We start from the raw sequence: 12,236 nt of genomic DNA, 5'->3' as shown, positions 1-12,236 counted from the left end.
GCTCAGTGTTTCCGTATTCAACCGTACGTGCAGGGCGTCCTGGCGCCCGCCGCCCTAGTCCTGCCGGCCGGGACCGGGTGAGGCGTTGTACCGCACGAGGTAGTCCGCGAACCGGCTCAGGTCCTCCGCCGGCCAGCCGGCCAGGCGCTCACGGAAGGCCGCGCGGCGGCTCTCGGTGACCTGCGCCAGGATGTGCCGTCCGGCCCCGGTCAGGTGCAGCACCTGGACGCGCTGGTCCGTGGGGTCGGGGCGGCGCTCGATGAGTCCGGCGCGCTCCAGCGCCGTCACCTGGCGGCTGACGGTGGACTTGTCCAGGGCGTAGTGCACGGCGAGATCGGTGGCCCGGCATCCGCCGCTCTCCTCCAGGTGCCCGAGCAGCGTGTACGACACCAGCGACAGTTCGGGGTGCATCCGGCCCGCCGCGGCCCTGGCCCTGCGGGCGAAGACCGTCATCTCCCGCTGGATGGTCTCCACGGCGTCTGCGGTGTGCACGGGGCCCTCCCTCACCACGGTGCTGCTCGGCTCCCTCCATGGTTGCACAACCCAACCACCCGACCGGAAGCCGTCCTGATCGCCGTGTCGACGGGCGCGCCCGTCGGGTAGGGTTGCCGTCCGGCCGGTCAGGAACCGGCCGTCGGAAGCCGAGGAGGTGAGACCCATTACCGCTGTGTCAGCTCGGGTGCTCTCCTCTCGACGTCGCGCGGATCGCCGGTCGTAGGCGATCCCCGGAGCGCCCTTCGGCTCCCGAAAGGCTCTGGGCTTCCATGCCGTCCGTCTCCGCCGTTCCCCCTTCCGCCCCGTCCTCCCGTGACGGCGTCGTCCGCGCCCTGCGTGCCGCGGGCTGCGTCTTCGCCGAGGCCGAGGCCGAGTTGATCCTCTCCGCCGCGCGCACCCCGGCCGAGGCCGCCGCCATGGTCGAGCGCCGCGTCGCGGGCCTGCCGCTCGAACTCGTCGTCGGCTGGGCCGAGTTCCGGGGCCTGCGCATCGCCGTCGCCCCGGGCGTCTTCGTGCCGCGCCGGCGCACCGAGTTCCTGGTGGAGCAGGCCTTGGAGCGGGCGTCCGGTGCCGCCGTCGTGGTGGATCTGTGCTGCGGCTCGGGCGCCGTGGGGGCGGCGCTGGCCGCCGGGCTCGGCCGCGTCGAACTGCACGCCGCCGACATCGACCCGGCCGCCGTGCGATGCGCCCGCGGCAACATCGCCGCCGTCGGCGGCCAGGTCCACCAGGGCGATCTGTTCGAGGCGCTGCCCCGCTCGCTGCGGGGCCGCGTCGGCATCCTCGCGGCCAACGTGCCGTACGTGCCGAGCGACGAGATCGGGCTGCTGCCGCAGGAGGCCAGGGACCACGAGCCGCTGGTCGCCCTCGACGGCGGCACGGACGGCCTCGACGTCCTGCGCCGGGTCGCCGCGGAGGCGCCCCGTTGGCTCGCCCCCGGCGGCTGTGTCCTGGTGGAGACGAGCCGGCACCAGGCACCGGCCGCCGTCAGGGCCTTCGAGCGCAACGGCCTCACGACCCACCTGGCCGTGTCCGACGAGCTGTACGCCCACGTCGTGATCGGCGTCGCACCGTAGGGCGCCTCACTCCGGTGCGGTCGCCCGGGCGATGAGCAGGGCCACGTCGTCGAAGTTGTCCGGCTCGTGCAACGTGCGCAGCAGCAGGTCGCAGACGTCCTCCAGCGGCAGGTCGGGTCCGTCGAGCAGGGACAGCAGTGTCTCGAGCCGTTCGTCGATCGGGTCGCGCCGGGTCTCGACCAGACCGTCGGTGTAGAACACCAGCCGGTCACCGGGCTCGAGTTCGACGGTGGTCGTGGAGAAGGCGACACCGCCCACCCCGAGCGGCACCCCGGTCGGCAGACCGAGCAGCTCCGGCGGCCGCCCGGCCCGGACCCGTACCGGCGGCAGATGCCCGGCGTTGGCGATCCGGCACTGCCGCAGATGCGGGTCGTGGACGGCGTAGACACAGGTGGCGATGGCCTGTTCGAGACCCGCGGTGATCTTGTCGAGGTGCTCCAGGAGCACGTTCGGATCGAGGCCGAGGGAGGCCAGGGTGTGGGTCGCCGTGCGCAGCCGCCCCATCGCCGCCGCCGCGGGGATGCCGCTGCCCATCACGTCGCCCACGACGAGCGCGGTCCGCTCGCCGTCCAGGGGGATCACGTCGAACCAGTCGCCGCCGACCTCGCTGGTGGTCCCGGCCGGCTGGTAGCGGGAGGCGACCTCCAGCCCGCCCGTCACCGGCGGATGGCTGGGCAGCAGGCTGCGCTGCAGGGTGAGCGCCGTCTCGCGGGCCCCCTGGTACCAGCGGGCGTTGTCGATCTGCACGGCGGCCCGGGCGGCCAGCTCGCGCGCCAGCAGCAGGTCGTCCTCGCTGAACGGCAGCGGATTGCGGGTGCGCTTGAGGTCCAGGGCCCCCAGCACCTCGCCGCGCGCGATCAGCGGAACCGCCAGATACGAGTGCACCCCGGCCCGGCCGAGCAGCTCCGCCGCCTCCGGGGAACGGGCGATGCGCACCAGGTCCTCGTCCTTGACCTCCGGCAGCATCACCGGGCTCGCCGTGCGCACGCACCGGGTGACGAGCCGGTCGGGCGCGTACCGCGCGACCTGCCCGGGAGTGTCGGCCGCCGCCAGGGCCTCGGCGGAGTCGTACCCCTGGACCGCCAGCGCGCGGATCACGGCCGACTCGGCGGGGCCCAGGCTGGTGCGCCGCCCCTGCACCACCGCGTCCAGCAGGTCGACGGCCGCGACGTCGGCGAGTTCCGGCACGGCCACGTCGGCCAGCTCGCGGGCCGTGCGGTCCAGGTCCAGCGTGGTCCCGATGCGCCCCGAGGCATCGGCGATCAGGGCCAGGCGCCGGCGCGCCGCCTCGGCCTCGATGCCCGCCCGGTACTGCTCGGTGACGTCGACGATCGAGACGGCCACGCCCAGCACGGTCCCGAAGGCGTTCTCCAGCCGGTACAGCGAGACCGACCAGGCGTGGTCCTGGTGCGGATCGGCCGGGGTGCGGCCGATCGTGGACTGGTCGACGACGGGCGTGCCCGTCTCCAGCACGCGGCGCGTCGCGGACTCCAGGGCGTCCACGTCCATCCCGGGCACCACCTCGCGAGGGGTGCGGCCCAGGTGCTCCGCGGCCGGTACGCCGTTGATCTCCTCCAGGGCCCTGTTGACCGAGACGTACCGCAGCTCGGTGTCCAGCACGGCCAGCCCGATCGGGGACTGCGCGATCATCCGCGTCGACAGCGCCACCTCGCGCTCCAGCCGGCGCACGGTCCTCTGGTCGGCGCACAGCCCCAGCGCATAGACGTCGCCCTGGTCGTCCAGCAGCCGCATGTTGCGGAACTCCACGAGCCGGGTGCCGCCGTCCTTGCGGCGGATCGGGAAGGCTCCCGCCCAGCTCTGCCCGGTGCCCATGACGTCGGCGAACAACTTGACCACGAGGTCGACGTGCTCCTCGTGGACCATGATCCGGGCGGCGTACTGCCCGAGCGCCTCCTGGGCGTCGTACCCGAACAGCTCCTCGGCCTGCGGGCTCCACAGCACGATGCGGCCCTCGGCGTCCAGGACCACCGAGGCCACGCGCAGCACGTCCAGCAGCCCGCTCGGGCGCGCCGACCCGCGCACCGGACCGGCGCCTGCGGATCCGGGAGACCCGGCTGCACTCATCCCACGCCCCGCCTTCGCCGTCCTCGCGGCACGCCGTCGTGTGCCGACACCCCAGTTCTACCGCGCGGAGCCGTGTCCCGAAGGCCCCTTCCGTCACCTTCCACCATCTCCCAGCGCGGCGCGGACCGCCCCGCAAAGCCGTCCCCGGGAGAACGGCACCGCCAGTAGTGCCGGCCGGAAGGTGGTGCTTTGCTGGGGTAGGGGCGGATACGGCGGCCGGTGCCGCGAGAGGAGCGATCACGATGGCGATGGACCACGAGCGACCGCACCCGCACTCCGTCTCGGTGGAGATCACCGGGTGCAGCAAGCACGACGCGCGGATCGTGTTCGACGCACTGTGCTCCTGCTACGAGTCGGACCGGTGTGCCGACGACGTGCCCGAGGAACTGCACGAGACCCGGCCGACCGTGTGGCTCGGCACGTTCGACGTCGCCGACGAGCACGAGGGCACGCGGCCGGTTCACCTGTCGTCCTCCGTCGAAGCCGATCTGCACGGCGGTTACTGGGCGATCGAACGGTTCCGCACGACCCTGGACTCGTTGTTCGACGTGCACGATCTCAGCACGGTCTCCGGCGACCAGGAGAAGGAACTGCACGTGCGTCTGCAGAGCCGCTGACCGCCCACTCCGACTCCCGGCCAGGTCCTCGGCGCGCGGGCGCCCGAGCCGGGCGGCGGATCGGTTCGCCCGTATCAAGGCCCCTGGTCCTGACCCTGCTGTGCCCTCCATCACCTTATGCAACTAGTTGCATAAACGGGCGGTGGTCCTCTACAACTAGGAGGCACGACACCGCGCACGGAGGGCCCGATGAGCCGTTACCCGCACCTGCTGACCCCCCTCGACCTGGGCTTCACGACCCTGCCCAACCGGGTCCTCATGGGCTCCATGCACGTCGGCCTGGAGGAGGCCGAGGGCGGGTTCGCCCGCATGGCCGCCTTCTACGCCGCCCGCGCCCGCGGGGGAGTGGGGCTGATCGTCACCGGCGGCATCGCCCCCAACGACGAGGGGCGGCCCTACGAGGGCGGCGCCAAGCTCACCACCGAGGAGGAGGCCGGGCAGCACCGGGTCATCACGGACGCCGTGCACCGCGAGGGCGGGCGGATCGCGATGCAGATCCTGCACTTCGGCCGGTACGCCTACCACAAGGACCTCGTCGCCCCGAGCCCGGTCCAGGCACCGATCAGCCCCTTCGCGCCCCGCGAGCTCACCGACGCCGACATCGAGCGGACCATCGACGACTACGCCCGCACCGCCCGCCTGGCCCGGGAGGCGGGTTACGACGGCGTCGAGATCATGGGCTCCGAGGGCTACCTCATCAACGAGTTCATCGCGCAGCAGACCAACCACCGCACCGACCGCTGGGGCGGCTCGTACGAGAACCGCACGCGCTTCCCGCTGGAGATCGTGCGCCGGGTGCGCGAAGCCGTCGGCGAGGACTTCATCGTCATCTACCGGCTCTCCATGCTGGACCTCGTCCCGGGCGGCTCGACGCTGGAGGAGGTCATCGCCCTCGCCAAGGCCGTCGAGACCGCCGGGGCGACGATCATCAACACCGGCATCGGCTGGCACGAGGCCCGCATCCCCACCATCGCGACCTCCGTACCGCGCGGCGCGTACACGTGGGTGACCAAGCGGCTCATGGGCGAGGTCTCCGTCCCGCTCGTCACCACCAACCGCATCAACACCCCCGAACTCGCCGAGGAACTGCTCGCCGAGGGCGCCGCCGACATGGTGTCGATGGCCCGCCCGATGCTCGCCGACCCCGACTTCGTCACCAAGGCCGCCGCCGGCCGCCCCGAGGCGATCAACACCTGCATCGGCTGCAACCAGGCCTGCCTCGACCACACCTTCAGCGGCCTGATCACGTCGTGTCTGGTCAACCCGCGTGCCTGCCACGAGACCGAGCTGGTCCTCTCCCCGACCCGGCTGCGCAAGCGCGTCGCGGTCGTCGGCGCCGGACCGGCGGGTCTGGCCTGCGCGGTCTCCGCCGCCGAGCGCGGGCACGACGTGACGCTGTTCGACGCGGCGAGCGAGATCGGCGGTCAGCTCAACGTCGCCCGCAAGGTGCCCGGCAAGCAGGAATTCGACGAGACGCTGCGCTACTTCCGCACCCAGCTCGACTGGCACGGCGTCGACATCCGGCTGAACACGCCCGTCACGGTCGCGGACGTCGACGGCTACGACGAGGTCGTCGTCGCCACCGGCGTCACTCCGCGTACCCCGCAGATCCCCGGCGTCGACCACCCGAGCGTGGTCGGCTACCTCGACGTCCTGCGCGACGGCGCACCGGTCGGCGACCGGGTCGCGATCCTCGGCGCGGGCGGCATCGGCTTCGACGTCGCCGAGTTCCTCACCGACGGCGGCGACAAGGCCCACGAGGACCCGGCCACGTACTTCCGGCAGTGGGGTGTCGACATGGACTACAGCGGCCCCGGAGGCCTCGCCGCGCCCGAGCGGCCCGCCCCGTCGCGCACCGTCCACCTGCTCCAGCGCAAGACCTCCAAGGTCGGCGCCGGCCTCGGCAAGACCACCGGCTGGATCCACCGCACCGAGCTCAAGCACCGCGGCGTCACCATGGTCCCGGGCGTGCGCTACGACCGGATCGACGACGCCGGACTGCACATCACCGTCGGCGAGGAGAGCACTGTCCTGGAGGTCGACACGATCGTGCTGTGCACCGGCCAGGAGCCGCGCCGCGGCCTGTACGAGGAGCTGCTCGCCGCTGGGCGGAGCACGCACCTCATCGGCGGTGCCGACGTCGCCGCCGAGCTGGACGCAAAGCGCGCCATCAAGCAGGGCACGGAGCTGGCAGCCGCCCTGTAGTGCGGATACGCGTCCCTAGGATGAGGTCATGTCACTCCCGCACGCGATCCTGACCGCCCTGCTCGAGAAGCCGTCGTCGGGCCTGGAGCTGACCCGCCGCTTCGACCGGTCCATCGGCTACTTCTGGTCGGCGACGCACCAGCAGATCTATCGCGAGCTCGGGAGACTGGAGGCCGACGGCCTCATCCGGGCCCTGCCGTCCGAGCAGCCGGCCCGCGGGCAGAAGAAGAGCTACGAGGTCCTGCCCGCGGGCCGCGCCGAACTGGCCCGCTGGACCTCCGCCTCCCAGGACCCCAAGCCCCACCGCGACGCCCTGCTGCTGCGGCTCCGGGCGGCGGCCGTGGTCGGCACGGCGGGCCTGGAGGCCGATCTGCGGCGCCATCTGGAGCTGCACGAACGGCAGCTGGCGGAGTACGAGGAGATCGAGAGGCGCGACTTCCCGCCCGGCCGGGGCGGCACCGAGGACCGGCTGCGGCATCTCGTGCTGCGGGCCGGTATCGACCTGGAGACCTTCTGGACCCAGTGGCTCCACCGCGCCCTGGCGGAGGTCGCCGAACTCCCGGACGGCGAACCCACCTGACCGGCCAGGCCGACCTGACCGCCTCGGCGGGAGCTCCGGCGGACCTGACCGCCCCGGCGGACCCGACCCACTGACGGACGCGGCAGACCCGGCCGCCCCGGCGAACCCGGCGGCCCCGACCGATTCCGCGGACCCGACCGCCCGGCCGGCCCGGCGGCCCCGGACACGGAATGACGGCGGCCCGCCCGCCCGGAGCGCTTCGGGCGGGCGGGCCGCCGTCCGTACCGGGTCAGAGCCGGTACGGCTTGTTGCGCCGGCGCAGGTACCAGGCCGTCCCGATGAGGCCCGCGCCGACCAGCGTGCCGCCGGCCACCAGCGTGACGGTCCCGTAGTCCGTCGTGCTGCCGCCGGTCCCGCCCATCACACCGCGGGAGGGCGACACCGAGGGAGACGCGGTCCGCGAGGGGGAGGGGACGGTGGAGACCACGACGGACTGCGTGCCCGCGGTGGTGCCGTCCGAGCAGACGACGATGACCGTGTACGTGCCCGGTGAGACGTTCGACCAGGCCGCGGACTGGCTCGTGGGCGTCCCCGACAGCGTCACCTGGCGGCCCTGGGCGAAACTGCCCTGACTGCTGGTGAGGAGTGAGGCGGTGCCCCAGCTGCCGTTGATCTGGGTGCACGTACTCGTCGTGACCGACACCGTGGATCCTGTGGTGCTCACGGAGATGCCAGGGCCCGCGACGGCGGGCACGGCGGTCAGGGCGAGGGGCAGCGCGGCGACTGCCACGGTCAGGCCGGAGCGGAGAACTGACGATGAGTTGCGCATGTGGACTGCCCTCCGGCGGCACGGTCGGCGGTGCATCCCTTGCGCCGCCGAGGGTCGGGGAACGCCCGTGCTGCCTCGGAGCCAGCCAAGGCGCCCCCGGCGACGGCCGCACTCCGAGCGCCCCCGTGCAGGTGACGGGTTCCGCCGCCCGGCCGATACCGCACAGCACGTCAGGGCCCCGTCGTCACCGCCCGCTCCTCCGAGAGACCTCCCCAGGTGCCGTCCGGCAGCATCGCCCTGATCCGGACCCGGTGGGTGACACCGGCTCCACGCCCCACGTAGAAGCTGTACGTGGCCCGGCCGCGCGGGGCGCCGGCGCCGAACACGAGGGACGTGGCGGGCCGGCCGTCCAGCTCGATCCGGTACTCGGTGACCTCACCGTCCACGCGGGGCGGCACCCAGCTCAGGTCCAGGTGGTACGCCCCGTCCGCACGGTGGGCCGTCGCCCGGAAGCCGGTGGGGGCGGTGGCCAGGCCGTCGTCGGTGCCCGGAGTGGTGAGGCGGACGGTGGGTGAGACGGGGGAGATGTTGCCGGCCGCGTCCCGGGCCCGGACGGTGAACGCGTAGCGCGTGCCCGGCCGCAGTCCCGTGAGCACGGCGGCGGTCTGGCCTCCGCCCACACTGTGGATCTTCGTACCTCCCTGGTGGATGTCGTACGACACCACACCCCGGTCGTCCGTCGAGGCGGACCAGGACAGCTGAACCGCGCGGCTTCCCACCGCCCGGCCGCGGGGTGCCGACGGGCGGGCCGGCGCGGAGTGGTCGTCCGCCACGGCCGCCGGTGTCCTCGCGCGCACCCGGCGGCTCGGCGGCCCGAGCCGCCCGTCGGCGCCCCGCGCCCGCACGGAGAAGACGTACAGCGTGGCGGGCCGGAGCCCGGTGACATCCACCATGTGCCGCGAGCCCGGGACCTCCTTGACCTTCGTGGTGCCGCGATACACCTCGTAGACGTCGGCCCGGTCGGCCGTGTTCCACATGACATGCACGCTCCTCGCGCTGCCCGACGTGGCGGTGACACCCGTGGGCGCACCGGGCACCCGGCCGCCGTCCCCCTCCTCCGGGCCGGCCGGGCCGCAGGAGGCGACCAGCGCGAGGGTGCCGCAGAGCGCGAGACGGCACAGGAGGAGTGTGGGAGTGGAACGTCCTCGCACGACACTGCCTCCGAGGGGGTGGTCGGCCGGCCGGCTCACGGGAATGGTCCGGACCAATATGACGCCATTGGCGGGACCTCATCAAGAGGGCGTCCGGTCCAACCGGGTTGGTGGCCGGGACGGGCGTCGCCCGCATGTCGTGTGTGACCGCCCGGGGGGTTGCGGATGCCGAAGCCCTCATGGCCGAACTCGTCTCATCGGGCAAGGAGTTGGGCCTCGTCGCTCGGTCCGCTGCCGTCGCAGTACCCATGTCGGCCGCCGGGTGGCCGACGGGCCGGAGCCTTACGCGGACTCAGGCCCCCGGCCCCCGTCGGGGGTTGAGGACGTGCGCCGTCCGGCCCTCCAGCGGTGGCCGGGTGATCATCGCGGGAACAGATTGGCCTGAGTGCCCGTCAGGTCCCCCATGAGAGGCTCCCCTATCGTGCGTGTCCAGTCGCTCACCCTGGCCGCGGCCAGCGCCGCCCTGCTCGCCCCGACGACACCCCCCGCCGCCCACCCCCAGCCCACGGCATGGCGCGAAAGCACCGTGACCGCCACCGAGCTGCTCGCCGAGGTGCGCGACTGCACTCCCGTCTCCCGGGGCCGCTACCGCAGCGACTACGGCGCACCCGCGACCATTCCCGTGTGCGGCACCCGCGACGTCGTGTTCTGGAAGGCCGACATGGACATCGACTGCGACGGCCGGCCCGGGACCCGCTGCAACGTACGCACCGACCCCTACTTCGCCGCGAGCACGGCCTACTCCCAGTCGGACGGCCGCCCGCTGAGCGCCGAACGCCTGCCCTTCATCGTCGTACCCGCGCCGAGCCGCCTGTGGGACTACCGGGACCACGGCATCGGTGGGGGGTCGGTGGTGGCCGTCGTGTACCGCGACCGCGTGCAGTACGCGGTCGTCGGCGACGCGGGCCCGCAGGGCATCATCGGAGAGGCGTCCTACGCGACCGCCAAGGCCCTCGGCATCCGCGCCCATCCGCACGGCGGCGGTGCACCCTCCGGCGTCACCTACATCGTCTTCAAGAACACCAAGGTGTCGCCCATCGAGGACCCGGCCGCCGCCGTGACCGAAGGGGAGCGGGTGGCGAGGCGGTTCGCCGCAGGGAGCCGGGCGGACGGGCCGGGTGGACGGGGGCCGAAGGGCTGACGGCACCTCACCGGCACGCCCGCGGCCGGGCACACCGTCGCTTCGGTGTGCCCGGCCGCAGCCGGCACTACACCTTCCGGTAGGTGTACGCCTCCGTGGCGGCCGCCTCCACCGCCGCCAGGTCCGCCCCGGTGGACGCCGTGACGACCGCGGCCACCGCCCCCTCCACGAAGGGGGCGTCCACCAGACGAGTCCGCTCGGGGAGTTCGTCGCCCTCCGCCAGCAGCGCCTTCACGGTGAGCACCGCGCTGCCCAGATCGGTGAGGACGGCGACTCCGGCACCGCGATCGACGGACGCGGCCGCCGCGGCGATCAGTTCCGAGCTGGTGCCGAGCCCGCCGCCCTCGGTACCGCCCGCCGGAGCGACGGGTACGGCCAGGCCACCGCCCGCGAGCCCCTTCGCCAGCTCGGCGACCGACGCGGCCACCTCCGCGCTGTGCGACACCAGCACGATTCCCACCAGCTGCTCGTCACTCACCGGCGGCCTCCACGAGTCCGGCGATCAGCAGCGCCGACGACGTGGCACCCGGATCCTGGTGGCCGATGCTGCGCTCGCCCACGTAACTCGCCCGGCCCTTGCGTGCCTGCAGCGGCGTCGTCGCGACCGCGCCCTCCTCCGCCGCGGCACGGGCCGCGGCGAACGAGTCGCCGAGCGCGTCCACCGCGGGTACCAGGGCGTCGATCATGGTCTTGTCGCCCGGGGCGGCGCCGCCGAGGGTCATGACCGCGTCCACCCCCGCCCGCAAGGCCTCGGCCAACTGCTCCGCACTGACCTCCTCGGCATCGCCCAGCGCCTTGCCGGTACGGCGCAGCAGCGTCCCGTACAGCGGCCCCGACGCGCCGCCGACCGTCGAGATCAGCCGGCGTCCGGCCAGGGTCAGGACACCGCCGGGCGTGCCGGGGGCTTCCTTCTCTAGCGCGGCCGCCACAGCCGTGAACCCGCGCTGGAGGTTGCTGCCGTGATCGGCGTCCCCGATGGGGGAGTCGAGGGCGGTGAGCCGTTCCGCCTCACGGTCGACGGACGCGGCGGTCGCCGTCATCCAACGGCGGAAGAAATCGGCGTCGAGCACTGGATCTCCTTGCCTGGTAGGTACGTGGTGCTCCTCTACCCCCTGGGGTCACACACCCCAGCGCAGGCCCGGGGTCTTGACGGGCGCGTCGTACAGCCGCAGCAGCTCCTCGTCGACCTGGCACAGGGTCAGCGAGGCGCCCGCCATGTCCAGGGAGGTGACGTAGTTCCCCACGAGGACGCGCGCCACCGGGACGCCGCGCTGGGCGAGCACCCGGTGGACCTCGGCGTTGAAGCCGTACAGCTCCAGCAGCGGTGTCGCGCCCATGCCGTTGACCAGGACCAGCACCGGATTGCGCGGCTGAAGGTCCTCCACCACCGCCTCGACGGCGGCCTCGGCGATCTCCCCGGAGGTCATCATGGCGCGCCGCTCCCGGCCGGGCTCGCCGTGGATGCCGATGCCCAACTCCAGCTCACCGGGAGGCAGATCGAAGGTGGGGCTGCCCTTGGCCGGGGTGCTGCAGGCACTCAGTGCGATCCCGAAGCTCCGGGAGCTCTCGTTCACCTGACGGGCGATGGCCTCGACCCGCTCCAGGGGCATGCCCTCGGCCGCGGCGGCGCCCGCGATCTTCTCCACGAACAGGGTCGCGCCCGTACCACGACGTCCCGCCGTGTAGAGACTGTCGGTCACCGCCACGTCGTCGTTGACGAGCACCTTCGCGACCTGGATGCCCTCGTCCTCGGCCATCTCGGCGGCCATGTCGAAGTTGAGTACGTCCCCGGTGTAGTTCTTCACGATGAACAGCACGCCGGCCCCGCTGTCCACGGCGGCGGCCGCGCGCAGCATCTGGTCGGGCACGGGGGAGGTGAAGACCTCGCCCGGACAGGCCGCCGACAGCATGCCGGGGCCCACGAAACCGCCGTGCAAGGGCTCGTGCCCCGACCCCCCGCCCGAGACCAGCCCCACCTGTCCGGCGACGGGAGCGTCCCGCCGCACGATCACCCGGTTCTCCACGTCCACGGTCAGCTCCGGGTGGGCAGCCGACAGACCGCGCAGCGCATCCGCGACCACGCTTTCCGGGACGTTGATCAGCATCTTCACGGGTACCTC

The 12,236-nt window shown here is 73.1% G+C and carries 12 protein-coding genes; 5 read left to right on the top strand and 7 right to left on the bottom strand.

The genetic code is table 11. The features are described from left to right. Positions 1–54: 54 nt before the first annotated feature. Positions 55–492: a MarR family transcriptional regulator gene (locus AB0F04_RS24330; protein ID WP_362044462.1), complete on the bottom strand. Its 438-nt coding sequence runs from the start codon at positions 490–492 to the stop codon at positions 55–57. A gap of 272 nt (positions 493–764) precedes the next feature. On the opposite strand from AB0F04_RS24330, the gene AB0F04_RS24325 reads away from it, so the two are divergent. Further along, positions 765–1,568 carry a putative protein N(5)-glutamine methyltransferase gene (locus tag AB0F04_RS24325; RefSeq protein ID WP_362044460.1) on the top strand — a complete coding sequence of 268 codons (804 nt, stop codon included), beginning with the start codon at positions 765–767 and terminating at the stop codon, positions 1,566–1,568. Positions 1,569–1,574: 6 nt separating this feature from the next. Here the strand turns inward: AB0F04_RS24325 and AB0F04_RS24320 are convergent, their stop codons facing one another. Beyond that, entirely contained in the window at positions 1,575–3,653 is a 2,079-nt protein-coding gene (locus AB0F04_RS24320) for a SpoIIE family protein phosphatase (protein WP_362044458.1), read from the bottom strand. A 248-nt stretch (positions 3,654–3,901) separates the two neighbouring features. Between AB0F04_RS24320 and AB0F04_RS24315 the strand changes: the two genes are divergently transcribed. The 3 genes from AB0F04_RS24315 (at position 3,902) to AB0F04_RS24305 (ending at position 7,055) form a co-directional block, all read left to right on the top strand. Then, a complete protein-coding gene (locus tag AB0F04_RS24315; RefSeq protein ID WP_362044908.1) occupies positions 3,902–4,270 on the top strand; it encodes a hypothetical protein in 369 nt (122 codons plus the stop codon). A 189-nt stretch (positions 4,271–4,459) separates the two neighbouring features. Beyond that, positions 4,460–6,475: an NADPH-dependent 2,4-dienoyl-CoA reductase gene (locus AB0F04_RS24310; RefSeq protein ID WP_362044457.1), complete on the top strand. Its 2,016-nt coding sequence runs from the start codon at positions 4,460–4,462 to the stop codon at positions 6,473–6,475. A 28-nt stretch (positions 6,476–6,503) separates the two neighbouring features. Next, complete coding sequence (locus AB0F04_RS24305) at positions 6,504–7,055, top strand: PadR family transcriptional regulator (protein WP_362044456.1); 552 nt, start codon at positions 6,504–6,506, stop codon at positions 7,053–7,055. 229 nt (positions 7,056–7,284) lie between these two features. Here AB0F04_RS24305 and AB0F04_RS24300 read toward each other — a convergent pair whose 3' ends face one another. Further along, positions 7,285–7,824 carry a hypothetical protein gene (locus AB0F04_RS24300; RefSeq protein WP_362044455.1) on the bottom strand — a complete coding sequence of 180 codons (540 nt, stop codon included), beginning with the start codon at positions 7,822–7,824 and terminating at the stop codon, positions 7,285–7,287. A 170-nt stretch (positions 7,825–7,994) separates the two neighbouring features. Continuing rightward, positions 7,995–8,975: a fibronectin type III domain-containing protein gene (locus AB0F04_RS24295; protein ID WP_362044454.1), complete on the bottom strand. Its 981-nt coding sequence runs from the start codon at positions 8,973–8,975 to the stop codon at positions 7,995–7,997. A gap of 421 nt (positions 8,976–9,396) precedes the next feature. Between AB0F04_RS24295 and AB0F04_RS24290 the strand changes: the two genes are divergently transcribed. Then, complete coding sequence (locus tag AB0F04_RS24290; RefSeq protein ID WP_362044453.1) at positions 9,397–10,116, top strand: glycoside hydrolase family 75 protein; 720 nt, start codon at positions 9,397–9,399, stop codon at positions 10,114–10,116. Between the two features lie 67 nt (positions 10,117–10,183). Here the strand turns inward: AB0F04_RS24290 and AB0F04_RS24285 are convergent, their stop codons facing one another. From AB0F04_RS24285 to dhaK, 3 genes are read right to left on the bottom strand one after another with little or no spacing between them, the layout of a single operon-like run. Continuing rightward, complete coding sequence (locus AB0F04_RS24285) at positions 10,184–10,594, bottom strand: PTS fructose transporter subunit IIA (protein ID WP_362044452.1); 411 nt, start codon at positions 10,592–10,594, stop codon at positions 10,184–10,186. Beyond that, a complete protein-coding gene (gene dhaL, locus AB0F04_RS24280; protein WP_362044451.1) occupies positions 10,587–11,186 on the bottom strand; it encodes a dihydroxyacetone kinase subunit DhaL in 600 nt (199 codons plus the stop codon). Before dhaL ends, AB0F04_RS24285 begins: the two co-directional genes overlap by 8 nt. Positions 11,187–11,234: 48 nt before the next feature. Further along, a complete protein-coding gene (gene dhaK / locus AB0F04_RS24275; RefSeq protein WP_362044449.1) occupies positions 11,235–12,227 on the bottom strand; it encodes a dihydroxyacetone kinase subunit DhaK in 993 nt (330 codons plus the stop codon). Positions 12,228–12,236: the final 9 nt, after the last annotated feature.

This window comes from Streptomyces sp. NPDC029041 (assembly GCF_040637515.1).
Lineage (GTDB): Bacteria > Actinomycetota > Actinomycetes > Streptomycetales > Streptomycetaceae > Streptomyces.
Note: the sequence above shows the minus strand (reverse complement) of the source record. Positions and strands in the feature narration are given on the sequence as shown.